22 protein-coding genes are annotated in these 24054 nt (G+C 60.8%); 18 read left to right on the top strand and 4 right to left on the bottom strand.

Going from position 1 to position 24054, the window contains the following annotated elements; genetic code table 11:
- Positions 1 to 5: 5 nt before the first annotated feature.
- Together R0140_RS15075 and R0140_RS15070 are read right to left on the bottom strand one after the other, a co-directional pair.
- Positions 6 to 878 (bottom strand): phytanoyl-CoA dioxygenase family protein, encoded by an 873-nt coding sequence (locus R0140_RS15075; protein ID WP_008805134.1) that lies wholly within the window; start codon positions 876 to 878, stop codon positions 6 to 8.
- A 26-nt stretch (positions 879 to 904) separates the two neighbouring features.
- Entirely contained in the window at positions 905 to 2425 is a 1521-nt protein-coding gene (locus tag R0140_RS15070) for an amino acid ABC transporter permease/ATP-binding protein (RefSeq protein ID WP_004190429.1), read from the bottom strand.
- A 488-nt stretch (positions 2426 to 2913) separates the two neighbouring features.
- On the opposite strand from R0140_RS15070, the gene R0140_RS15065 reads away from it, so the two are divergent.
- From R0140_RS15065 to R0140_RS15035, 7 genes are all read left to right on the top strand, one after another.
- Entirely contained in the window at positions 2914 to 3828 is a 915-nt protein-coding gene (locus tag R0140_RS15065; RefSeq protein ID WP_004190428.1) for a LysR substrate-binding domain-containing protein, read from the top strand.
- A gap of 168 nt (positions 3829 to 3996) precedes the next feature.
- Positions 3997 to 5256, top strand: coding sequence for a flavin-containing monooxygenase (locus R0140_RS15060; protein ID WP_012968371.1), 1260 nt, complete (start codon positions 3997 to 3999; stop codon positions 5254 to 5256).
- A gap of 24 nt (positions 5257 to 5280) precedes the next feature.
- Complete coding sequence (locus R0140_RS15055) at positions 5281 to 5715, top strand: RidA family protein (protein ID WP_004190423.1); 435 nt, start codon at positions 5281 to 5283, stop codon at positions 5713 to 5715.
- The gene (locus R0140_RS15050) at positions 5712 to 6386 is read left to right on the top strand and encodes a DUF1028 domain-containing protein (protein WP_008805132.1); all 675 of its coding nucleotides are present in this window, start codon (positions 5712 to 5714) and stop codon (positions 6384 to 6386) included. Before R0140_RS15055 ends, R0140_RS15050 begins: the two co-directional genes overlap by 4 nt.
- Entirely contained in the window at positions 6364 to 7536 is a 1173-nt protein-coding gene (gene argE, locus R0140_RS15045) for an acetylornithine deacetylase (RefSeq protein WP_124038086.1), read from the top strand. Before R0140_RS15050 ends, argE begins: the two co-directional genes overlap by 23 nt.
- 24 nt (positions 7537 to 7560) lie before the next feature.
- On the top strand, positions 7561 to 8379 hold the full coding sequence (locus R0140_RS15040) for a phytanoyl-CoA dioxygenase family protein (RefSeq protein ID WP_012541938.1): 819 nt from the start codon (positions 7561 to 7563) through the stop codon (positions 8377 to 8379).
- A gap of 22 nt (positions 8380 to 8401) precedes the next feature.
- Positions 8402 to 9385 (top strand): zinc-dependent alcohol dehydrogenase family protein, encoded by a 984-nt coding sequence (locus R0140_RS15035; RefSeq protein WP_162494438.1) that lies wholly within the window; start codon positions 8402 to 8404, stop codon positions 9383 to 9385.
- 2 nt (positions 9386 to 9387) lie between these two features.
- On the opposite strand, the gene tynA is transcribed toward R0140_RS15035, so the two are convergent.
- Complete coding sequence (tynA, locus tag R0140_RS15030; protein ID WP_032735436.1) at positions 9388 to 11655, bottom strand: primary-amine oxidase; 2268 nt, start codon at positions 11653 to 11655, stop codon at positions 9388 to 9390.
- A 491-nt stretch (positions 11656 to 12146) separates the two neighbouring features.
- Positions 12147 to 14192 (bottom strand): phenylacetic acid degradation bifunctional protein PaaZ, encoded by a 2046-nt coding sequence (paaZ, locus tag R0140_RS15025; RefSeq protein ID WP_032735437.1) that lies wholly within the window; start codon positions 14190 to 14192, stop codon positions 12147 to 12149.
- 286 nt (positions 14193 to 14478) lie between these two features.
- On the opposite strand from paaZ, the gene paaA reads away from it, so the two are divergent.
- From paaA to paaK, 11 genes are read left to right on the top strand one after another with little or no spacing between them, the layout of a single operon-like run.
- Positions 14479 to 15408: a 1,2-phenylacetyl-CoA epoxidase subunit PaaA gene (gene paaA, locus R0140_RS15020; protein ID WP_025713674.1), complete on the top strand. Its 930-nt coding sequence runs from the start codon at positions 14479 to 14481 to the stop codon at positions 15406 to 15408.
- An 11-nt stretch (positions 15409 to 15419) separates the two neighbouring features.
- Entirely contained in the window at positions 15420 to 15707 is a 288-nt protein-coding gene (gene paaB / locus R0140_RS15015; RefSeq protein ID WP_004224492.1) for a 1,2-phenylacetyl-CoA epoxidase subunit PaaB, read from the top strand.
- Positions 15708 to 15714: 7 nt separating this feature from the next.
- Positions 15715 to 16470 (top strand): 1,2-phenylacetyl-CoA epoxidase subunit PaaC, encoded by a 756-nt coding sequence (paaC, locus tag R0140_RS15010; protein ID WP_032754212.1) that lies wholly within the window; start codon positions 15715 to 15717, stop codon positions 16468 to 16470.
- 11 nt (positions 16471 to 16481) lie between these two features.
- Positions 16482 to 16979 carry a 1,2-phenylacetyl-CoA epoxidase subunit PaaD gene (paaD, locus tag R0140_RS15005; protein WP_012968365.1) on the top strand — a complete coding sequence of 166 codons (498 nt, stop codon included), beginning with the start codon at positions 16482 to 16484 and terminating at the stop codon, positions 16977 to 16979.
- Between the two features lie 7 nt (positions 16980 to 16986).
- Positions 16987 to 18057: a 1,2-phenylacetyl-CoA epoxidase subunit PaaE gene (paaE, locus tag R0140_RS15000; protein ID WP_008805122.1), complete on the top strand. Its 1071-nt coding sequence runs from the start codon at positions 16987 to 16989 to the stop codon at positions 18055 to 18057.
- Positions 18054 to 18821 (top strand): 2,3-dehydroadipyl-CoA hydratase PaaF, encoded by a 768-nt coding sequence (gene paaF, locus R0140_RS14995; RefSeq protein ID WP_032739792.1) that lies wholly within the window; start codon positions 18054 to 18056, stop codon positions 18819 to 18821. Before paaE ends, paaF begins: the two co-directional genes overlap by 4 nt.
- Before the next feature lie 2 nt (positions 18822 to 18823).
- A complete protein-coding gene (paaG, locus tag R0140_RS14990) occupies positions 18824 to 19612 on the top strand; it encodes a 2-(1,2-epoxy-1,2-dihydrophenyl)acetyl-CoA isomerase PaaG (protein WP_004140117.1) in 789 nt (262 codons plus the stop codon).
- A gap of 3 nt (positions 19613 to 19615) precedes the next feature.
- Positions 19616 to 21037 (top strand): 3-hydroxyacyl-CoA dehydrogenase, encoded by a 1422-nt coding sequence (locus R0140_RS14985; RefSeq protein ID WP_032739793.1) that lies wholly within the window; start codon positions 19616 to 19618, stop codon positions 21035 to 21037.
- The gene (gene paaI, locus R0140_RS14980; protein WP_016160912.1) at positions 21027 to 21449 is read left to right on the top strand and encodes a hydroxyphenylacetyl-CoA thioesterase PaaI; all 423 of its coding nucleotides are present in this window, start codon (positions 21027 to 21029) and stop codon (positions 21447 to 21449) included. The genes R0140_RS14985 and paaI overlap by 11 nt, the downstream gene beginning before the upstream one ends.
- Positions 21449 to 22654 carry a 3-oxoadipyl-CoA thiolase gene (gene pcaF / locus R0140_RS14975; RefSeq protein ID WP_032739794.1) on the top strand — a complete coding sequence of 402 codons (1206 nt, stop codon included), beginning with the start codon at positions 21449 to 21451 and terminating at the stop codon, positions 22652 to 22654. The genes paaI and pcaF overlap by 1 nt, the downstream gene beginning before the upstream one ends.
- A gap of 26 nt (positions 22655 to 22680) precedes the next feature.
- The gene (paaK, locus tag R0140_RS14970) at positions 22681 to 23997 is read left to right on the top strand and encodes a phenylacetate--CoA ligase PaaK (protein ID WP_317703828.1); all 1317 of its coding nucleotides are present in this window, start codon (positions 22681 to 22683) and stop codon (positions 23995 to 23997) included.
- Positions 23998 to 24054: the final 57 nt, after the last annotated feature.

The raw sequence follows: 24054 nt of genomic DNA, 5'->3' as shown, positions 1-24054 counted from the left end.
GCAAATTACATGCTGGCGCGATCGGCGCCGGCCTGCTGAACAAAAAACGAAGCGCCGCGCGGCTTCTGCGGCAGACGAAGCTGGTTATTGGTGCTGCGCACCAGACCGCTCTCTTCTCCCGCGACCAGGTGGCCGGCATGGCGGCTCGGCAGCGGGTTTTCGCCGTAGGGTAGCGCATCCTCCGCGGCGTAGACGCTGATGAACAGGGTGCGCGGCAGGGCGGTTTCGTTGGGACTGGAGGCGTGCAGCAGGCGGGTATGCATAAAGCAGACTGAGCCCGCCGGGCCAAAACAGGCCTGCGGCTGCTGGCAGTGCGTCGCCACCACCTCATCATCCACCGCCCCCGTGAAGCGCCCCTCCTGCCAGTGGGACCACAGCGGCCCCTGATGACTGCCCGGCACCACGTTGAGCGGACCATTCTCTGGCGTCACCTCGCTGACCATCAGCAGGGCGGTGATGATGTCGTCATTGCTGTGTGGGGTGAAAAGGAAATCCTGATGCCATTTCACCTCGGTGGCGGTGTGCGGCAGCTTGGAGTTAATTTTGCTGTGATGAAAGCGGGTGCCGCTGCCGCCGATCAGCTGCGCGGCGATGGTCGCCATCCGTGAGTTCAGCGCAGTATGGCGATAGGCCTCGGAGATCTCCGTCGGGGAGGCGACCCGGCGCAGCGACGGATGGTCAGGAGCATGATCGCGCTCGATATCGAAGCGTGGCCGCCCGTCGAGGGTTTCTCCCCACACCGTCGCGTGACCGCGGCTCTCCTCGACCCAGCCGTCGAAATCGCTCTGCAGGGCGGCGATGTCGGCGCTGGAAAGCACCTCTTCGACCACCAGAAAACCCTGCTGATGAAACTGATCAATTTGCCACTGCGCAATCATAGTTTTTCCTCTTCACGTTCCGATAGTTAAGCCAGAGAAACATCTTTGAGAAAGGCCTCGACCCGCGGGTGTTGCCCGCTACGCATCGCCTGCGGCGTGTCATCGCACACCACCCGGCCTTTCTCCATAAACACGATCCGGTCGGACACTTTGAAGGCGAAGTTCATCTCGTGGGTGACGATGACCATGGTGATGCCTTCGTGGGCCAGGGATTCGATAACCTGCAGCACTTCATTCACTTTTTCCGGATCCAGCGCCGAGGTGGGCTCATCGAACAGCATGATCTGCGGACGCATCATCAGGGCGCGGGCGATCGCCACCCGCTGCTGCTGTCCGCCGGAGAGCTGGTGCGGATACTTCCAGGCGTGCTCCAGCATGCCCACTTTGTGCAGCAGTTCGCAGGCGTGCTGGCGGAGCTCCGCGTCACTTGCCAGATGGTGATAGCGCGGGGCCAGCAGCAGATTGCCGAACACGGTCAGATGCGGGAACAGGTTAAAGCTCTGGAACACCATGCCGATGTTCAGGCGATGTTCGGCATTCTCCATAAAGCGCGGCTTCTGCTGCCCCTGGCGGTCGAGGTGAATAAAGGGTTGGCCGTTAATCTGAATTTCGCCGTTATCGATCTGCTCAAGACCGTTCAGCAGGCGAATGAGGGTGGTTTTCCCCGAGCCTGACGGACCGATGACCGAGACCACCTCGCCGGGCTGGATCTGCAGGCTCACCGCCCCCAGCACTTCGACGTTGTTGTAGGCCTTATGCAGCTTAGAGGCCTGCAGCGCCGGCTCATGACTCTGGGTGACGCTGCGCGCCATCGCCGGGCGGCGGGCGCTGGCCAGCCGCTGCATCTCGGCATCTACCGGACGAGCGGTATTGCGCTGGGTCACGTCAAGGTAGTTCTCCAGCCGTTTCAGCAGAAAATCGAACACCGTGACGATAAAGATGTAATAAAACGCCACGGCCGTCATCGTCTCCATGACCAGAAAGTTCTGCGAGTAGAGCTGCTGGCCGACCATTAATATTTCGGTCAGGGATATCACCGACACCAGCGAACTGAGCTTCACGATGGCGATATATTCATTGGCCAGCGCCGGCAGGGCGACGCGCAGCGCCTGGGGGATGATCACCCGCCACTGGATCCCGGCGTAGCGCAACCCCAGGGCCCGTGCGGCTTCGCTCTGCCCGCGAGGGATGGAGAGCAATCCGCCGCGGTGGATCTCGGCGATATAAGCCGCTTCGCTGAGGACCATCGCCAGCAGGCCGGCCCAGAAGGGATCGTTCAGCACCGGGGCGAAGGAGGGCAGCGCCTGCGGCATGTTGTAGACAAAAATCAGCAGGACCAGCAGCGGCATACTGCGAAATAACCAGATATACAGCCGGGCTGGGGTGGATAACCAGCCGCGCGGCGACTGTTTGGCCAGCGCCAGAATAAATCCGAGCACAATACTGCAGCCCCAGGTCAGCAGACTTAATTTAATGACGGTCCAGGTGGCCCACCAAAAATCGGCATCGCTGAGCAGGCTTAACATGTAGTTCCAGTTAAACGTCATGGGCTATTTCACTCGTCATAATTATCAAAAATGAAAGTGGCTCGGCTGTGCCGTAATGGGGAGCCACCGGTATTCATCGTGCGAATACACTATGCTGGCAGGATGCTTTCAGAGGCAATTAGTAAATTTTTGGTCTTTAAGTTTAAAAAAACTATACAGAGATATTAACGATATGGAATTTAAAGTGATTGTTAGGATACTTTGCGTAAACAATTTAAAAACAATGACTGTAATTCAATAACGCTATTTTGCGCAGACAGGTTATTTTGCGCGAAACTGGGGCAGGCGCTGCCAGTCTGGCGTGCAGCGTGGCGCATGATGGTGCAATGGTGGAAATAAACCACGCGGGCGTAGAGCAATAATAAATATTGTCGCCCCTTGTCGGGCAATGCGCCGCGCTTTTCCGGGGGTGGCACGCGGATTGCTTGGGACTTAGAGGAAAACTATTCCCCGTGTACGCCGGACCATATTTTATCAATGGTGATGCTATGAACCGATTTACCCTGAAGCAGCTCAAATATTTCGTCACCGTGGTGGAGACGGAGAGTATCGCCGAGGCCTCCCGCCAGCTGCACATTGCGCAGCCGTCGATTTCGATTGCCATCAAGAATCTGGAGAGCACCTTCGACCAGCAGCTGTTTATTCGCCACCATGCGCAGGGCGTTTCGCTCACCTCCAGCGGTCGGCGGATCTACGATAAAGCGAAAGAGCTGCTGCGCCTGTCCTGGGAGTTCGAACAGAATTCGCGAGCGGATAAAGAGCTGGTTTCTGGCATGATCTCCATCGGTTGCTTCGAATCGGTGGCTCCGCTGTATATGCCGAAGCTGGTGGCCGGGTTTAAGAAATGCTATCCGGAAATCACCCTGCATCTGTACGACGGCGAACAGCATGAGCTGATGCATGGCCTGCACCGCGGCCGCTTCGACCTGGCGCTGGTTTACGATCTGGAGCTCGGCCATTCGATCAATAAAGAGCGGCTCAATGCCCCGCATAAACCCTACGCGCTGCTGCCCGCCGCGCATCCGCTGGCGCAGAAGGCGCAGGTGACGCTGCAGGAGCTGAGCCGCGAGCCGATGATCCTCCTCGATGCGGTCCCCAGTAAAAATTATTTTATCTCCATCTTTAAGGAAAAGGGTTATCACCCGGAAGTGGCTTACAGTTCCCCCTCCATTGAAATGGTGCGCTGTATGGTGGGTCAGGGGTTGGGTTTTTCGGTGCTGGTCACCCGGCCCTGCTGCGATATGACCTACGATGGCGAAAGAGTGGTGCAGCGGGATATTGCCGACGAGATGCCCGCCTCGACCTTAATTATGGCGCATCTCGCGAATAATGAGCCCACGCGGCCGACGCAACTGTTTATGGATTATTGTCGCAGCATCGAATTAACCCCAACTCACGCCTGAAATAACGCCTGTCGATCCGGCAGGCATTATTTTTTGTCGTCACTCAGCCTCGTAAAATTCTATTCAGTCGATCGTTTTATAATATTTTACCAATTCGTCACAGTTAAATAACCTGAAAGCCGTCAATTCCGGCGACGTCGTCGGCAACTGTGCTTGAAGGATAGCGAAATGACTGAACAGATTACCGAGATCGATACCCTGGTGGTGGGCGCGGGGCAGGCGGGCGTCGCCATGAGCGAGCATCTGACCCGGCTGGATATCCCCCACCTGGTGCTGGAAAAGCAGGGTATTGCCCAGGCCTGGCGCAGCGGACGCTGGGATTCGCTGGTCGCCAACGGCCCGGCCTGGCACGATCGGTTCCCGGGCATGGTGTTCCCGGACTGCCCGGCAGACAGCTTTGTCGGCAAAGAGCAGGTGGCAGACTATTTTGCCGCCTATGCCCGCAGCTTCAATGCGCCGATCCGTACCGGGGTGGAGGTTTTCAGCGCCGAACGCCTCGTCGGACGGCCGGGCTTTCGTATCGACACCTCGCAGGGGGTGATTGAAGCGCAGCGGATCGTAGCGGCCACCGGGCCGTTTCAGCGGCCAGTGATCCCGGCCATCGCCCCACAGAGTCAGGCTATTCAGCAGCTCCACTCCGCGCACTATTTTAACCCGCAGCAGCTACCGGAGGGCGGTGTGCTGGTGATTGGCGCAGGCTCCTCCGGCGTGCAGATTGCCGATGAGCTACAGCGAGCCGGACGCGCGGTGTGGCTGTCGGTGGGAGCGCACGACCGCCCGCCGCGTCGCTATCGTCAGCGCGATTTTTGCTGGTGGCTCGGGGTGCTGGGAATGTGGGATGCCGCGGCCAATGCGCCGGGTAAAGAGCATGTCACTATCGCGGTGAGCGGCGCGCGCGGCGGCCATACCGTCGATTTTCGCCAGCTGGCGCATCAGGGGGTCACGTTAGTGGGGCAGACCCGCGGCTTTGACGGTGACAAAGCACTGTTTCACCACGACCTGGCGGAGAATATCCGCCGCGGCGATGCCTCCTACCTTGCGCTGCTCGACGCCGCGGACGCGTGGGTGGCCCGCAACGGTATGGACCTGCCCGAAGAGCCCTCCGCCCGCGAATTTCTGCCCGATCCGGCCTGCCTTACCGACCCGCTGCTCAGTCTCAATCTGGCGGAGGCCGGGATCGGCACCATCATCTGGGCGACGGGCTACACCACCGACTATCGCTGGCTGAAGGTCAACGCCTTCGATGACGCACAGCGGCCACAGCATCACCGCGGCGTATCGACGGAGCCGGGCGTCTATTTCCTCGGCTTGCCGTGGCTCTCGCGGCGCGGGTCCACCTTTATCTGGGGCGTCTGGCACGATGCCAAATATATTGCCGACCAGATCGCCATTCAGCGCCAGTACCAGCGTTACCAGCCGTCCTGTTAACCGTTTTCCTTAAGGAGTGCTTTGATGCCAACTCATACCCGTATTCGCATGTTTAACACCAAAGAGACCTACCCGAACCAGGCGCTGAACAACGATCTGTGCCAGGCGGTGCGGGCCGGCAATACCGTCTACGTTCGCGGCCAGGTTGGCACCGATTTCGCCGGCAATCTGATTGGCCTCGGCGACCCCCGGGCGCAGGCGGAGCAGGCAATGAAGAATGTTGAACAGTTGCTGAAAGAGGCGGGAAGCGACCTCTCGCATATCGTCAAGACCACCACTTATCTGATCGATCCCCGCTATCGCGAGCCGGTCTATCAGGAGGTGGGCAAATGGTTAAAAGGCGTCTTTCCCATCTCCACCGGGGTGGTGGTGTCGGCCCTCGCGCAGCCGCAGTGGCTGATGGAGATTGACGTTACGGCGGTGATCCCTGACGACTGGCAGGGGGAGGCAGCAGAATGACTCTCTCTATTAGCGCCCGCTGCCCGGAATCAGGTCAGTTGGGCATTGCCATTAGTTCGTCGAGCATGGCCGTGGGATCGCGCTGTCCGTGGCTATTGCCCGGTGTCGGCGCGGTCGCCAGTCAGAACATAACCTTACCGTCGCTGGGGCCGCATATTCTTGGTGCGCTTGAGGCGGGGGCCTCCGTTGAGCAGGCTCTGAACCTGGCCCTGGCGGAGGACCGCTTCCGCGAATATCGCCAGGTCGCGGCGATTGATGCCAACGGTGAAGTGGCGGCGTTCAGCGGGGAACATACTCTCGGGATCGGTGGCACCCTGGCGGGAGATAACTGCGTGGCGGCGGGCAACATGCTGGCCAGTCACGAGGTGATCGCCGCGATGGTGGCCGCCTTCGAGACGGCGAGCGGTGAACTGGCCAGCCGGCTGCTGGCCGGGCTGCGCGCGGGGATTGCCGCCGGGGGCGAGGCCGGCCCGGTCCACTCGGCGGCGGTGAAGGTGGTGGACGATTACCCGTGGCCGGTGGTCGATCTGCGTATTGACTGGGCGGAGACGGATCCGCTGGCGGCCCTTGAGCAACTGTGGCTGGCCTGGGAGCCGCAAATGGACGCCTATATTACCCGGGCGCTCGACCCTCGCGATGCGCCCGCCTATGGCGTCCCCGGCGATGAATAACATCCTCGCCGCGCTGCTGGCTTTTGACACCACCAGCCGCCATTCGAACCTGGCGATGATCGACTGGATCGCCGATTTTCTCGCTGCCCGCGGCGTGGCGTCCCGCCGCTTTTATGACCCGTCGGGCGGTAAGGCCAATCTCTACGCCCGGCTGGGGCCGTCCGGCGGCGGTGGGGTGATGCTCTCGGGCCACACCGACGTGGTCCCGGTGGACGGCCAGGCCTGGAGCGTTCCGCCTTTCAGCCTCACCGAGCGCGATGGCCGCTACTATGGCCGCGGCAGCGCCGATATGAAGGGGTTTCTCGCCTGCGTGCTGGCGGCAGTGGATGACTTTCTGGCGGCGCCGCTGCGCATGCCACTGCATCTGGCCTTCTCCTATGACGAAGAGGTCGGCTGTCTCGGCGTGCGCAGCCTGGTGGATTTTCTGCAGGCCTCGCCGGAGAAACCGGCGCTGTGCCTCATCGGCGAGCCGACGGAGATGCAGCCGGTGTTCGGTCATAAAGGCAAACTGGCCATGCGCTGCTGCATCGAGGGGCAGGCCTGCCATTCGGCCTATGCCCCGCAGGGGGTGAACGCCATCCGCTACGCGGCCAGGCTGATCAACCACCTGGATCGGCTGGGCGTGCGTCTGGCCCGGCAGCAGGACAGCCGCTTTTCGCCGCCCTTCAGCACGCTGCAGGTGGGCACCATTCAGGGTGGGGCCGCGCTGAATATTGTTCCGCAGTCCTGCCGCTTTGATTTTGAGATCCGCTACCTGCCGGGGATGCGTCCCGAAGCGGTCACCGAGGCGCTGGCGGCCTACGCCCGCCGCCAGCTGCTGCCGGAGATGCGCCGGGTAGGCAGCGGGAGCGACATCCAGTTCCAGCTGTTAAGCCACTATCCGCCGCTGCTCAGCGATCCGCAGTCCGACTTCGCCCGCTGGCTGTCACAGTGGTGCGGCAGCGATCGCTTCTCCACCGTGGCGTTCGGCACCGAAGGAGGGCTGTTCGATGAGATGGGCGTCGCGACCCTGGTCTGCGGACCGGGCAGCATGGCCCAGGGCCATAAGGCCGATGAGTACATCAGCATCGCGCAGACCGAGCGCTGTATGACGATGCTGAGACAGCTTTGCGCGTGGATGCGTGCCGAACCGGCGGAACCGCTCACCTGATCCCTCAACACAGGAACCCAAGCGATGCACAATCAACACTCTCCCCACATCGATCAAGCGACCATCGACCGCTGGCAGGCGGATGGCGCGGTGTTATTAAAAGGCGTCTTTACCCCCTGGGTCGATCGCCTCGCCGAGGGGGTCACGGCGCTGATGGCCAGCCCCAGCGAGTATGGTCATGCGCGCACGGTGATCCCCAAAGATGGTTCGCCGCCTTTTTTTCAGGACTACTGCAACTGGTCGCGGATCCCGGCGTTTAGCGAGTTTGTCTTTCAGTCAGCGGCCGCCGAGATCGCGGCGGCGCTGATGCAGTCGCAGACGGCGAAATTTTTCCATGAACATACGCTGGTCAAACCGGCCGGAGGCAGCACGGTGACTCCCTGGCATCATGACCAGCCCTACTATTGCGTCTCCGGCAGACAGAACGTCAGCTTCTGGATCCCGCTGGACCCGGTGGCGGAGGCCACCTCGCTGCGCTGCATTCGCGGGTCGCATCGCTGGGAGGAGGAGTTCAGTCCTACCCGTTTCAATGGCACTAAGCTTTACGAGCACACCCGGTTCAGCACCCTGCCGGATATCGACGCCCATGAGGACGAATACGATATCGTCAGCTGGGCGCTGGAGCCGGGGGATGCGGTGGCCTTCCATTTCCGCACCGTCCATGGCGCCCGCGGCAACCCCGGCGCGCGGGCGCGACGGGTCTTCTCCGCCCGCTGGGTGGGGGATGACGCCGCGTTTGCCGATCGCGGTGGCGTGACATCGCCACCGTTCCCCGAGCTGACCCTGCGGGACGGCGACCCGCTGGATTCCCCGCTGTTCCCCCAGGTTTGGCCGCGGGCGTGAGCCACTGGCGGCGGGATCTGCTATGATCCCGCCTTTCGCTGTCTGGAGCCTGTCGATGTTCAACGACGCCATTGTTTATGATCGCTACGGGCCGCCGGCCGCGGTGCTGACCCTGAAACGCCTGCCGCTGGCGCCGCTGGCGGGCGGACGGGTGCGGGTCAGGATGCGCTATGCCCCGGTGAATCCCTCGGATTTGATCCCCGTGACCGGCGCCTATCGCCACCGCACCCGACTGCCGGCCGTCGCCGGCTATGAAGGCCTTGGCGAGGTGGTCGCCGCGCCATACGGCAGCCGGCTGTCCGCGGGACAGCGGGTACTGCCTCTGCGCGGAGGCGGCACCTGGCAGCGGTTTATCGATCTGGATGAGACCTGGCTGGTGCCGGTGCCGCCAGCGGTTGACGATCTGCTGGCCGCCCGCGGGTATATCAATCCGCTGACGGCTATGCTGATGCTCAAGCGCTGGCCGGTTGCCGGAAAACACCTTGTGCTGACCGCGGCATCGTCCTCCTGCGCCAGTCTGCTGGGACAGTGGGCGCTGGCGATGGGCGCCCGCTCGGTGAGCGGGATTATTCGCTCGCCGCAGCACCGGGCGCGCCTGGAACAGGCCGGGATCTATCCGATCCTCGATACCGACCGGGCGCTGATGGAGAAGGTCAGCCAGCACAGCGATCTGGTGTTTGACGCGGTGGGCGGCGAACTGGCGAATACGCTGCTGTCGGTGCTGCCCGCATCGTCGATCCTGATCTCCTATGGGCTGTTATCCGGGCAGCCGCTGACCCAGACGCGCGGTAGCGCGACGGTGCGCAAGTTTCATCTGCGGGAGGCGCTGCCGACACTCAGCGTGGCGGCGTGGCGGGCGGCGTTTGACGAGATTTGGCTGCGCTTGCCAACGACCACCCAGCCGCCGGCCCAGCGCATAGCGTTGAACGACTGGCGGGAGGCAATTACCGCCGCCGACCAGCCGGGAAGAGGCGGAAAAATCCTGCTCGATTTCACCGCCGGTTAAGATTACTTTTTCTTCTCGCCAAGGGTTGGGGTTTCGTCAAAGAAGTTCCACGGCTTCAGCAGGGCGTGCGCCCACTCGGTCGGCATGATCGGCCACTCTTCGGCGCGCGCCACGTGAGTGGTGCCGGTGGTGATCCACACGACGTCATCGTGGTTAGTCAGCGGCTCATCATCCTTTGCGTACTGCCCTAAGCCGGTATCCTGGGCGGAACGGTTCGGGTATTTCCCTTCCGGATAACGCTCTGTCGGGTGGTAGCGCGTCACCCACAGCTGTTTATCCATAAAGCTCAGGCGATGGTAGATCCACTCGTCCGGGGCGAACTTCGCGCCGGTCGCCGCCGGGTGCGTACCGCCGGCATACGGGATGATCTGATAAGAGACCGGGTTACCCATGCGGTTCTCTTTGCTGGTGTTGCTCAGCAGGCGAATGGTTCCCGGGTCGAATTTCTGCGCCGCTTTCTGCTCGCTGTCAATGGTGTACTGATTCACCTGCATGGTACTGGTGCGCGGGCCACCGGCGGTGTTGGGCTTCACTTCAGGATCCATCGCCACCAGGGTGTTGTTTTCGCCGTCCACGTCGAGGTCGAGGCGGAAGTTATAGATGTGCTGATGGGTAGTGCCGACAATATTATGGTCGATCAGCGTCCCGTAGCGGGTATCCTCTTTGGCGCTGGGGTCATGCATGGTCTTCGCCATCACGCCTTTAACGGCTTCAATGCCGGTGGCGCCGGCGTCGATACCGATGGTGCCGTTGTCGTGGAACACCCAGTCAAAGATATAGTCGTAGTTGCCGACGGTACTGATCCAGCGCACCACCAGCTCCCGGCGCTCGGTACTGACGTTGGGCTTGCCCATCTCCAGGTGCTTATATTCTGGCCCGGCATAGCGTTCGAATATGGCGACCGCGCCTGGAATAGTGGTCGGTTTGCCGGTGTAATCAGCGATGGTTTCATCCAGCAGTACCGCATTCGATGGCGCGTCCTTGCCGCGGACAATCGGCGAGGTCAGGGTGCCCATGCCGTAATCGCCGGAGTCCAGATAGGCTTTGAAATACCAGCCGACGTCCGGGTCGCCGTAGGGGACGATCATCCCGCCCAGGGAACCTTCATACATCACCTGGCGTTTTTTGCCGTTATCGTTGTAGGTCACCGTCGAGAGAATTGGCCCGACGCGTGAGTTCAGGCGCAGGTGGAAATCCCAGTTCTGCCAGTGAATGGTATCCCCGGTGATTGTGTAGTTTTTGCCTTCCGGTTCGGTTATCTCCAGCGGTTTCACCGCCGGGGCGTTGCGGTCGCGGCCATCATACGGACGGGGCTCCATCGGTACCGGGATAACCGGGCCTTCCTCAATTTTGATAATTTTCTTCGCTTCAAGGTCGACCACCGCCACCAGGTTTTCAATCGGGTGCGCCCAGTAGTTGCCGTCGCCGGTATCGAGATAACTGACCACCTTCAGCAGACGCGCATCCTGCTGCAGGCCATCTTTGCCATCAAAATAGCCGACGGTGAGCGGGGTGGTGACCACTTTACTGGGATCGGTAATACCGTGCTTTTTCAGCACCTCAGCGAACTCGCTGCTGGCATTGATGATGTTCTGCACGCTGACAAAATCATCGAGCAGTACCATCCCGTGGGCGCCTTTAACTGGCGTCCAGGAGAGGATTTTTTTGTTTTGCAGATCGACGACGGCTTCAATCACGTGTTTGCCATCCAGCATCACCACATCGGCGGTGCGCGGTGAATCGACCGGCGTACCCTGCAGGGCAAAGGCCCACACCGCCGCTTTATCCGGCTCGTGCAGGGAAATTTCGGTAAAGCGGGTATTGGGCTGGAATTCCGGCGCGGCTTTAACAATGGTCACCGCTTCACTGATTTCCGCCGCCGAGAGCGAGTTTAACGGGTGAGGGCGCTTTTCCACCTGGAAGGTCTGATCGAGACCGGACTGGAATACATCGTTGATAAAGGTATCGGAGACCCAGGCTTTACCTTCCTTCATTACTACCGGCACCTGTAGATCAAGGGGTTTACCGTTGACGATCACCGTTTTGGCGCCGGGTTTTACTTTGACGTAAGCGCCGTCTTTTATCAGGGTGAACATTTGCGCGTAGTCATCCCACTGCACATCGGCGCCGAACGCCTGCAGCGTTTTATCCAACGGCACCATGTGCGCTTCGCTACCGTGAGCGAAGACCGGTGATTGCCAGGCGCAAACCACCGCGACAGCCAGCGCCAGCGCGGTTTTACGAGGAGAAAATTTCAAGCCGTTTGCCATAGTGACCTCATCTTATTGTTGTGTTGTCTCTTGCCGCTGCGAATGTCGGCTTTGTCACCCTTAAGCTACCAGCCAGCGGCGCCGGGGCGTTTGTTTGCTTTTGCCAGCTTGTTTGTCAGTTTTGCCAGACGGACGTAAAAAATGCCTCCGCAGAGGCATTGAGAACGTGCGCCGATTTTTTTGCCGGGTGGCGGCTGACGCCTTACCGGGCCTACAGCCCCTACAGATCCAAATCATCGCTGGCGCTGGGGCCGCTGAAACTGCCGGTGCTGGCCGGAGCCCGGGGGTACAGGGGGCGGCGGCGACTGGCCGCCCCCTGTGCGCTCCCTGCGCCATGAGTGACATAACGCAGACGATTAATCGGGAGCGCAATGTGCGCTGAAGCCACAGATAACATAAAGGACTTCCCGGGGCGAAACCGTTGCAAACCGATTGCAGGATCAATGGCTCAAGGATCGGCCAACAGAGCGCCAGCGGTCTATTTTCCGCTATTACGCCGGAAAATCCCCTTGCTGGCGCGCCACCAGGGTCAGAATGGAATACAGCGCCACCGCCTGCTGGTGCTGGTTGAAAATCTCCACCGCCCATTCCACCACGCCGGTGGCTTTCTCATCGGCGCTACGCTGACGCTTAACGGTTTTACGCTTACAGGTCAGGCGAACCTGAATGGTGTCTCCCGGTTTGACCGGCTCAATAAAGCGCAGGTTTTCCATCCCGTAGTTGGCGATAACCGGCCCGACGCCGGCATCGACGAACAGTCCGGCCGCAGCGGAGATCAGGAAATAACCGTGGACCACCCGCTCGCCGAAAATCGACTCGGCGGCGGCGATTTTGTCCATGTGCGCATAGAAATGGTCGCCGCTCAGGCAGGCGAAGTTAACGATATCCGCTTCGGTGAGGGTTCTCCGCGGGGTTAATAAGCTATCGCCAGGCTGGATCTCTTCGAAGTATTTACGGAACGGGTGAATGCGGTCTTCGCTAACCTGCGCGCCACGCACCCACTGCTGGCCGATGGTCGCCAGCATCGTTGGGCTGCCCTGGACCGCGGTACGCTGCATATAGTGTTTCACCGAGCGCAGCCCGCCAAGCTCTTCTCCGCCGCCCGCGCGGCCAGGGCCGCCGTGTACCAGCTGCGGCAGCGGCGAGCCGTGGCCGGTCGACTCTGCCGAGGACTCCTCGTTAAGGATCTGAATACGACCATGGGCGCGCGCGGCGCCAAGGATAAACTCGCGCGCCAGCTCGCCGCTGGCGGTGACCAGCGTACCAGCCAGACTGCCACCGCCGGCGCGTGCCAGCGTCAGCGCATGCTGGCGGTCGCGATACGGCATCAGCGTCGCTACCGGGCCAAAGGCTTCAATGGCGTGAACCTCTGGCGTTTCATCCGGCTGCGGGCAGTACAGCAGGGTCGGCGGGAAGAACGCGCCATCAGCATTAAGATCTGCCTGTCCGCCGAGCAGCGCTTCACAGCCGGCGGCGATCAGTTTATTGACGTTATCCTGCACGTCCTGACGCTGCTCGGTGTTGACCAGCGCCCCCATCTTTATGCCTTCCTGCGCCGGGTCGCCGACGGTGATTTTTTGCAACCGGGCGATCAGCGCTTCACGTACCGCATCGATTTGTGCGTGCGGCACGATGATGCGACGGATAGCGGTACATTTTTGCCCGGCTTTCGCCGTCATCTCGCGGACCACTTCCCGAATAAACAGCGCGAATTCCGGTTGCTCCGGGGTGACATCTTCGCCTAAAACGCAGCAGTTGAGCGAATCTGCTTCCATGGTAAAGGGAATCGATTTGGCCACCAGGTTAGGATGCGACCGTAGCTGCTGGCCGGTGGCGGCAGAGCCGGTAAAGGTCACCACGTCCTGGCTATCGAGATGGTCGAGAAGATCGCCCGCGCCGCCGCAAATCAGGCTGATGGCGCCTTCCGGCACCAGGCCGCTGTCGACAATCGCTTTCACCATCGCCTGGGTAAGCTGGGCGGTAGCGGTGGCCGGTTTAATGATCGCCGGCATGCCGGCAAGCCAGGTCGGCGCCAGTTTTTCCAGCATTCCCCAGCAGGGGAAGTTGAAGGCGTTGATATGGACGGCGACGCCTGATTTCGAGGTCAGCACGTGACGCGCGGCAAAACCCCCTTGTTTGGAGAGCGGGATCAGCTCGTCCTCCGGCCACAGGAGATCGTCCGGCAATTCGCGACTACCGAGCCCGGCATAGGTGAAAAGGGTCCCGATGCCGCCTTCAATATCCACCCAGCTGTCGGCGCGAGTGGCGCCGGTTTGCGCGGAGATGGCGTAGAACTCGTCTTTCTGCTCCAGCAGCCGTTTTGCTACCGCTTTTAACATCGCGCTGCGTTCAATAAAGGTCATGGCTTGCAGAGCTTTACCGCCGCGCTCAATCGCGAAGCGGCGCGCCTGCGCCATATCCAGGCCTTCACTGGTCACCTCCCACAGCGCCGCGCCGGTGATGGCGTGATGGATAGTACGGGCGCGGCCCCGGCCGGTCTGCCAGGCGCCGGATAAGTAGCTGGCTAACTGCTGCATCGCAAATCTCCAAATATGTTACGTGTGATATCTATAAATAGTTCTTTTATGAATCATAAAAATCAAGTCTGTATTTAATAATTTATTAACATTGTGATCGGCGGCTGGCGGGGCGTTGCGTTTATGATACTGATTTATCAGCTGTTTACAAAAGGTTTTGCGGTTAGCATCACAAAAGGAGCAAACAAAATTTGTGGTTTTATTTAACCAATATGTAACCTTCAATAAACAAAGTGATTCACAAAAATGTTTTTGTTGTGAATATCGGAATCATAAAGGTGATGACGTGACAGAAGAACAACGCTTTGACCAGCGCATCGCGCAGGAAACGGCCATCGAACCGCAGGACTGGATGCCGGATGCCTACCGTAAGACCTTGATTCGGCAGATAGGCCAGCACGCGCACTCGGAAATCGTCGGCATGCTGCCGGAAGGCAACTGGATCACCCGCGCGCCGACGCTGCGCCGCAAAGCGATCCTGCTGGCTAAGGTACAGGATGAGGCCGGGCATGGGCTTTATCTCTATAGCGCCGCGGAAACGCTGGGCTGCGCGCGGGAAGACCTGTATCAGAAAATGCTCGACGGGCAGATGAAATATTCCTCCATTTTTAACTACCCGACCCTGAGCTGGGCGGATATCGGCGTGATCGGCTGGCTGGTCGATGGCGCGGCCATCGTCAACCAGGTGGCGCTGTGCCGGACCTCCTATGGCCCCTATGCCCGGGCGATGGTCAAAATCTGCAAAGAAGAGAGCTTTCACCAGCGTCAGGGTTTTGAAGCCTGCATGGCGCTGGCGCAGGGCAATGACGCGCAGCGGCAGATGCTGCAGGACGCCATTAACCGCTTCTGGTGGCCGGCGCTGATGATGTTTGGCCCCAACGACGACAACTCGCCGAACAGCGCCCGCAGCATGGCGTGGAAAATCAAACTGCACTCCAACGACGAGCTACGTCAGCGCTTCGTCGATAACACCGTGCCGCAGGTAGAGATCCTCGGTATGACCGTCCCGGACCCGGATTTGCGCTTTGACGAAGCCAGCGGCCACTACCGCTTCGGCGAAATCGACTGGCAGGAATTTAACGAGGTGATTAGCGGCCGTGGGATTTGCAATCACGAGCGGCTGGCCGCCAAGCGTAAGGCCTGGGAAGAGGGCGAGTGGGTGCGCGAGGCCGCGCTGGCCCATGCGCAAAAACAGCAGGCCCGCAGCGCGGCATGAGGAGAGACAACATGAGCAAAGTTTACTGGCCGTTATATGAAGTGTTCGTTCGCAGCAAACAGGGGTTATCCCATCGTCACGTCGGCAGTCTGCACGCCGCTGATGATCAAATGGCGCTGGAGAATGCCCGCGATGCTTATACCCGCCGCAGCGAAGGCTGCTCAATTTGGGTGGTGAAGGCCAGCGAAATCGTTGCTTCGCAGCCGGAAGAGCGCGGCGAATTCTTCGACCCGGCGGAAAGCAAAGTCTACCGTCATCCGACTTTCTATACCGTGCCGGATGGCATGGAACACATGTGAGGCGGCGATGAATACCCCTAACCCCGTAGCCACCTACGCCCTGCGGCTTGGCGACAATGGTCTGGTTCTGGCCCAGCGTTTAGGCGCCTGGTGCGGCCATGCTCCCGAGCTCGAGATCGATCTTGCGCTGGCCAACATCGGCCTCGACCTGCTCGGCCAGGCGCGCAATTTTTTAAGCTATGCCGCCGAGCTTAACGGCTGCGGCGACGAAGATACGCTGGCTTTTGGTCGCGATGAGCGCCAGTACAGCAACCTGCTGCTGGTGGAGCAGCCAAACGGCAATTTTGCCGACACCATCGCCCGCCAGTTCTTTATCGATGTCTGGCACGTCGCTCTGTTCAGCCGCCTGGTGAACAGCCGCGACACGCAGCTGGCGGCCATTGCCGCCAAAGGGCTGAAAGAGGTGCGTTACCACCAGCGCTTTAGCCGCGGCTGGCTGGAGCGTCTGGGTAACGGCACCGAGTTATCAAATCGCAAAATGCAGCAGGCGGTCGACAATCTGTGGCGCTTCACCGGCGAACTGTTCCTTGCCGATGAAGTGGATCTCAGCCTGGTTGAGCAGGGCATTGCGGTTGATCCGCGCGAGCTTCAGGCCGAATGGCAAAGCGCGGTACACACGGCGCTGCTCGACTCCGGCTTACAAATCCCGCAGGAAGCGGCCTTCCGCAGCGGCGGCAAACAGGGGCTGCACAGTGAACATCTCGGCCCGCTGCTGGCGGAGATGCAATATCTGCAGCGTTCGCATCCCGGCCAGCAGTGGTAAGTGAGGTGACTATGCAACGTCTTGCCGATATCGCTCCCGCTGAAGTTCGCACCATCTGGGGACTATTAAGCGCGATCCCGGATCCGGAAGTGCCGGTACTCACCATCACCGACCTCGGTATGGTGCGCAGCGTCGCGCGCCACGGCGACGGGTGGGTGATTGGCTTTACCCCGACCTATTCGGGCTGTCCGGCGACGGAGCATCTGCTGGGGGAGATCCGCGCGGTCATGAGCGAGCATGGCTTTCAGCCGGTACATATCGTCCTGCAGCTGGATCCGCCGTGGACCACCGACTGGATGAGTCTGGAGGCCCGCGAGCGCCTGCGCCAGTACGGCATCAGCCCGCCCCAGGGGCACGCCTGCCATGCGGACATGCCCGCTGAGGTGAGCTGTCCGCGCTGCGGCAGCACCCATACCTCGCTGATTAGCGAATTCGGTTCCACGGCCTGCAAAGCGCTCTATCGCTGCGACAGCTGCCGGGAACCTTTTGATTACTTTAAATGTATTTGAGGTTGCCATGACGACGTTCCATTCGCTTAAGGTGGCGAGAGTCGAGCCGGAAACCCGCGATGCGGTGACCATCACTTTTGCGATCCCGCAAGCCCTGCAGGCGGAGTACTGCTTTCGCCCGGGCCAGCATCTGACGCTAAAAGCCCGTCTGGGCGGTGAAGAACTGCGCCGCTGTTACTCCATTTGTCGCAGCCGCACGCCCGGCGAAATTAGCGTCGCGGTCAAAGCTATCGACGGCGGGCGCTTCTCGCGCTACGCCCAGCACGATATCCAGCAGGGTATGGAGCTGGAGGTGATGGTGCCGCAGGGGCATTTCGGTTATCAACCGCAGGCTGAACGGCAGGGTGAATATCTGGCGATTGCCGCCGGTTCCGGGATCACGCCGATGATGGCGATCATGAGCGCGACGCTGGCGACCGAGCCGCAAAGCCGCTTCACGCTGATCTACGGCAACCGCAGCAGCCATAGCATGATGTTCCGCCAGGCGCTGGCCGATTTAAAAGACCGCTATCCGCAGCGCCTGCAGGTGATACACCTGTTTAGCCAGGAGTCGATGGACAGCGATCTGCTACAGGGGCGCATTGACGGCGACAAACTGCGCCAGCTCGCTGACCATCTGCTGGATTTTAGCCGTTTCGACGAGGCTTTTATCTGCGGTCCGGCGGCGATGATGGATGAGGCGGAAGCGGCGTTACGTGAACTTGGCGTAGCGGAGAAATCGATTCATCTCGAACGCTTTAATACACCAGGCGGCAATGTGAAGCGCGCCGCCGGCGTGCAGGCGGAAGGGCGCACGGTGACCATCCGCCAGGACGGGCGCGATCGGCTTATTGCCCTCAGCGCCGAAGACGACAGCATCCTGGATGCCGCATTGCGTCAGGGCGCCGATCTGCCGTTCGCCTGTAAGGGCGGGGTATGCGCCACCTGTAAATGCAAAGTGCTACGCGGTGAAGTGGCGATGGCCGCCAATTACAGCCTGGAAGCAGATGAGCTGGCGGCGGGATATGTCCTGAGCTGCCAGTCGTTGCCGACCAGCGGCGATGTGGTGGTCGACTTTGACGCGCGGGGGATGGCATGAGTGACCTGCTGATCCACCGTCATGGCCGGGTGCTTCAGCTGACGCTGAACCGCCCGCAGGCCCGCAACGCGCTGAACAATGCCTTATTAACCCAGATTGCCGAGGCGCTGGAGGTTGCGGCCACTGATGACAGCGTCGGCGTCTGCGTTATCAGCGGCAACCCGCGTTTTTTCGCCGCCGGGGCTGACCTCAATGAAATGGCGGAAAAAGATCTGCCTGCCACCCTGGATGATATTCGCCCACGGTTGTGGACACGAATTGATGCTTTCACTAAACCGCTCATCGCTTCGGTCAACGGCTACGCGCTTGGCGCCGGCTGCGAGCTGGCCCTGCTGTGTGACCTGATTGTCGCCGGCGACAACGCCCGTTTTGGCCTGCCGGAAATTACCCTCGGCATTATGCCGGGCGCGGGCGGCACCCAGCGGCTGATCCGCAGCGTTGGCAAGGCGCTGGCCAGCCGGATGGTGCTGAGCGGCGAGAGTATTGACGCCCACCAGGCGCAGCAGGCCGGGCTGGTCAGCGATATCCATCCGGCGGCGTTAACCGATGAGTATGCCCTGAAGCTGGCCGCCACCATCGCCCGCCATTCGCCGCTGGCGCTACGGGCGGCAAAACAGTCGCTGCGCCTGTCGCAGGAAGTCAGCCTGCAGGCTGGTCTGCAACAGGAGCGTCAGCTGTTTAGCCTGCTGAGCGCCACCGAGGACCGCCGCGAAGGCATCGACGCCTTCTTACAAAAACGTACACCGGACTTTAAAGGACGCTAATCGTGGAAGCTTTCATTCTCAGCGCAGTGGAACAGGGCGTCATGACCATTACCCTCAATCGCCCGGACCGCCTCAACAGTTTTAACGATCTGATGCATCACCAGCTGGCGGAATGTCTGAAGCAGGCCGAGCGCGATGATGGCGTGCGCTGCCTGCTGATCACCGGCGCCGGCCGCGGCTTTTGCGCCGGCCAGGATTTGAACGATCGCAATGTCGACCCCAGCGGCCCACCGCCGGATCTCGGCATGTCGGTAGAACGCTTTTACAACCCGTTAGTGCGCCGTCTGGCGGCGCTGCCGAAGCCGGTTATCTGCGCGGTCAACGGCGTTGCCGCCGGAGCGGGCGCTACCCTGGCGCTGGGCTGCGATATCGTGCTGGCCGCGCGTTCGGCCAAATTTGTGATGGCGTTCAGCAAGCTCGGCCTGGTGCCGGACTGCGGCGGTAGCTGGTTCCTGCCGCGGGTGGCCGGCCGCGCGCGCGCGATGGGGCTGGCGCTGCTGGGCGACAGCCTCAGCGCGGAACAGGCCGCGCAGTGGGGGATTATCTGGCAACTGGTGGACGATTCAGAACTGGCGGATACCAGTCTGCAACTGGCGCGCCATCTGGCGGCGCAACCGACGTTTGGTCTTGGGCTGATTAAAAAGGCGCTGCTGGCCTCTGAAACCAACAGTCTCGACGCGCAGCTGGACCTGGAGCGCGATTATCAGCGTCTGGCCGGGCGCAGCGATGATTACCGCGAAGGGGTCAGCGCGTTTCTGGCCAAACGGCCACCACAGTTCAGCGGGAAATAGGCCATGACAACATCCTTAGCCACCGTGGCGGTGATCGGCAGCGGCACCATGGGAGCCGGTATTGCTGAAGTAGCCGCTGCCGCCGGACATCCGGTGCGTATTTTCGATATTAATCAAACCGCGATTGCCCAGGCGATCGACGGCATTGCTATGCGTCTGGCGTCACGGGTTGAGCGCGGCAAACTGGCGTCAGAGCAGGCTGATGCGCTGCTGGCGCGCCTGCATCCGGCTCACGATTTAGCCGCACTTGCCGATGCAGATTTAGTGATCGAAGCGGCCTCTGAACGGTTGGAAGTTAAAACGGCGCTGTTCGCGCAGCTGGCGGAGATCTGCGCGCCGTCAACGTTGTTGACCAGTAACACTTCGTCTATTTCGATTACCGCCATCGCCGCCGGGGTCAAAAACCCGGAGCGGGTGGCCGGGCTGCACTTTTTTAATCCGGCGCCGGTGATGAAGCTGGTCGAGGTGGTCAGCGGCCTGGAGACGTCTGCTGAGGTGGTAGAGCAGCTGTGCCAGTGCGTAAGCGGCTGGGGGAAACAGCCGGTACGCTGCCGCTCAACGCCCGGTTTTATTGTTAACCGCGTAGCGCGTCCATTCTACGCTGAGGCCTGGCGCGCGCTGGAAGAGCAGGTTGCCGCCCCGGAGGTTATCGATGCCGCTTTGCGTGACGGCGGCGGTTTTCCGATGGGCCCCCTGGCGCTGACTGATCTGATTGGCCAGGACGTCAATTTCGCCGTGACCTGTTCGGTGTTTAACGCCTTCTGGCAGGACCGCCGCTACCTGCCATCGCTCCTCCAGCAAGAGCTGGCGCTGGCCGGGCGGCTGGGTAAAAAGAGCGGTTACGGCGTCTATCGCTGGCCCGCTGAGACACTGCCGGACGCGGCGTTGCCGCCGGTTGCCAATGGCGCTCAATCCGTGATGACGATAAGTGACAGTGTCACTGAGCTGGACGAACTGCTGTTGCTGGAGACCGAAGGTGAGACCGCGCTGGCGCTAAGCGTTAAGCATCACCGCCCGGTGGTGGTGTATGACCTGTGCGCCAGCGATACGGTGGTGCTGGCCGCAGCGGCGACCAACGCGCCGGCGGTGACGGACAAAGCGGTGCACTACTTCCAGCAGCAGGGCAAGAAAGTGCTGCGTATTGCCGATTATCCCGGCCTGCTGGTGTGGCGCACGGTGGCGATGCTGATTAACGAAGCGCTGGATGCGCTGCAAAAAGGGATCGCCAGCCCGCAGGATATCGATACCGCGATGCGCCTTGGCGTCAATTATCCGCACGGCCCGCTGGCATGGGGAGAACGCCTTGGCTGGCGACGGGTGCTGCAACTGCTGGAGAACCTGCAACACCATTATGGCGAGGAGCGCTATCGTCCCTGTTCCCTGTTGCGCCAGAAGGCGCTGATGGAGAAGCACCATGAGCAATGATGCGTGGCGCAACGCGCGCGTGATGTACGAAAAAGATACCTGCGCCAGAAAGATGGGGATCGAACTTATCGAAATGGACGATGGTTTTGCGCAGATGAGCATGACCGTCTCGGCGGACATGCTTAACGGCCATCAAACCTGTCACGGCGGTCAGCTATTTACGCTCGCCGATACCGCTTTCGCTTACGCCTGTAACAGCCAGGGGCTGGCGGCGGTGGCTTCGGCGGCAAATATTGATTTTCTTCGTCCGGCGTTTGCCGGCGACAGGCTGGTCGCCACCGCAAGAGTCAAACAGCAGGGCAAGCTGACCGGCGTCTACGACATCGAAATTGTTAATCAACAGCAAAAGATTGTGGCCCTGTTCCGCGGCAAATCGCACCGTATCGGCGGCACAATCACGGGAGAAGTGTAATGCGCGACGCCTTTATTTGTGACGGGATCCGCACGCCGATTGGCCGCTACGGCGGCGCGCTGGCCGGCGTCCGCGCCGACGACCTGGCGGCGCTCCCGCTACGTGAGTTGCTGAGCCGTAACCCCGGGCTCGACCCGGCAGCAATTGATGATGTGATTTTCGGCTGTGCGAATCAGGCCGGTGAAGATAACCGCAACGTGGCGCACATGGCGACGCTGTTGGCCGGTTACCCGCATAGCGTGCCGGGCACCACGATTAACCGCCTGTGCGGATCGGGGCTGGATGCGATCGGCTTTGCCGCCAGGGCGATCAAAGCCGGCGAGGCCGATCTGTTGATTGCCGGCGGCGTGGAATCGATGTCTCGCGCGCCGTTCGTGATGGGAAAAGCCAGCGCGCCTTATCAGCGTCAGGCGGAACTCTTCGATACCACGATTGGCTGGCGTTTTGTGAACCCGCTCATGGCGCAACACTTCGGAACTGACAGCATGCCGGAAACGGCCGAGAATGTAGCTGAATTGTTAAATATCAGCCGGATCGATCAGGACGCTTTCGCCTGGCGCAGCCAGCAGCGTACGGCGCAGGCCCAGCGCGACGGCATTCTGGCGCAGGAGATCGTGCCGGTGCAGATCATCGGCAAGAAAGGGGCGGTCAGCGCGGTACGCGATGATGAGCATCCCCGCCCGGAAACCACGCTTGAGCAGCTGGCGAAACTGAAAGCGCCGTTCCGCCAGGGCGGCGTCATTACCGCGGGCAATGCTTCCGGCGTCAACGATGGCGCCGCGGCGCTGATCATCGCCAGCGAACAGCAGGCCGCTATCCAGGGGCTCACGCCGCGGGCGCGTATCGTGGCGATGGCGACGGCGGGTGTTGAACCGCGCCTGATGGGGCTGGGGCCGGTACCGGCGGTGCGTAAAGTGCTGGAGCGGGCCGGACTCAATATTAACGATATGGATCTGATTGAGCTGAATGAGGCCTTCGCCGCGCAGGCGCTGGGGGTGCTCAGACAGCTCGGCGTGCCGGATGATGCGGCGCATGTGAATCCCAACGGCGGCGCCATCGCGTTAGGCCATCCGCTGGGCATGAGCGGCGCGCGGTTAGCGCTGAGCGCCAGCCTTGAGCTGCAACGCCGGGGCGGGCGCTATGCGCTGTGTACGATGTGTATTGGCGTGGGTCAGGGCATTGCCATGATCCTCGAGCGAGTGTGAGCTAATTTACCTGCGAGTACCCTACAATGATAACTACTACAAAATTAGATCCGATTGAAACCGCATCGCGTGACGAACTGCAGGCCCTGCAAACCCAGCGCCTGAAATGGACGCTGAAGCATGCGTATGACAATGTGCCGATGTATCGCCGCAAATTCGACGCCGCCGGCGTGCACCCTGACGACTTTCGGGAATTAAACGATCTGCAAAAATTCCCCTGTACCACCAAACAAGATCTGCGCGACAACTATCCCTTCGATACCTTCGCGGTGCCGATGGAGCAGGTGGTGCGCATTCACGCCTCTTCCGGCACCACCGGCAAACCGACGGTGGTGGGATATACGCAAAACGATATTGATAACTGGGCCAATATTGTCGCCCGTTCGCTGCGCGCCGCCGGCGGCACGGCGAAAGATAAAATTCACGTCGCCTACGGCTACGGCCTGTTTACCGGCGGCCTTGGCGCGCACTACGGCGCGGAGCGTTTAGGGGCGACGGTGATCCCGATGTCCGGCGGACAGACCGAAAAACAGGCGCAGCTGATCCGCGATTTTCAGCCGGATATGATCATGGTGACGCCGTCTTACTGTCTGAATCTGATTGAAGAGCTGGAGCGCCAGATGGGCGGTGACGCCCGCGGCTGCTCGTTACGCGTCGGCGTGTTTGGCGCCGAGCCGTGGACGCTGGCGATGCGCGCGGAGATCGAGCGCCGCCTGGGGATCACCGCCCTGGATATTTACGGTTTGTCGGAAGTCATGGGGCCGGGCGTAGCGATGGAATGTCTGGAGACCGTTGACGGCCCGACCATCTGGGAAGACCACTTCTTCCCGGAAATCGTCAACCCGGACGACGGTACGCCGCTGGAAGATGGCGAGCATGGCGAACTGCTGTTTACCACATTGACCAAAGAAGCGCTGCCGGTGATCCGCTATCGTACCCGCGATCTGACTCGCCTGCTGCCGGGCACCGCGCGGACCATGCGCCGCATGGTTCGCATCAGCGGGCGCAGCGACGATATGCTGATTATCCGCGGGGTTAACGTCTTCCCCTCGCAGCTGGAAGAGGAGATCCTCAAGTTTGAACACCTGGCGCCGCACTATCAGTTAGAGGTCAATCGCCGCGGTCATCTTGATTCGCTGGCTGTGCGCGTTGAACTGAAAGAGAGCGGGCTGGCGTTAAGTCATGAACAACGCTGCCAGATTTGCCATCAGTTGCGTCACCGCATTAAGTCGATGGTCGGGATCTCTACCGATATTACTATCGTCAACTGCGGCAGCATTCCTCGCTCGGAAGGGAAAGCCTGTCGGGTATTCGACCTGCGTAAAGCGGTGGTCAGCGGTTAATTCTCTCCCCGGTAACCCGGCTGAGGCCTTTACGCCGTAAGCCGGGAATTTCCTGTG

It is taken from the genome of Klebsiella sp. w6, assembly GCF_033100215.1.
Taxonomy (GTDB): Bacteria; Pseudomonadota; Gammaproteobacteria; order Enterobacterales; family Enterobacteriaceae; genus Klebsiella; species Klebsiella variicola.
Note: the sequence above shows the minus strand (reverse complement) of the source record. Positions and strands in the feature narration are given on the sequence as shown.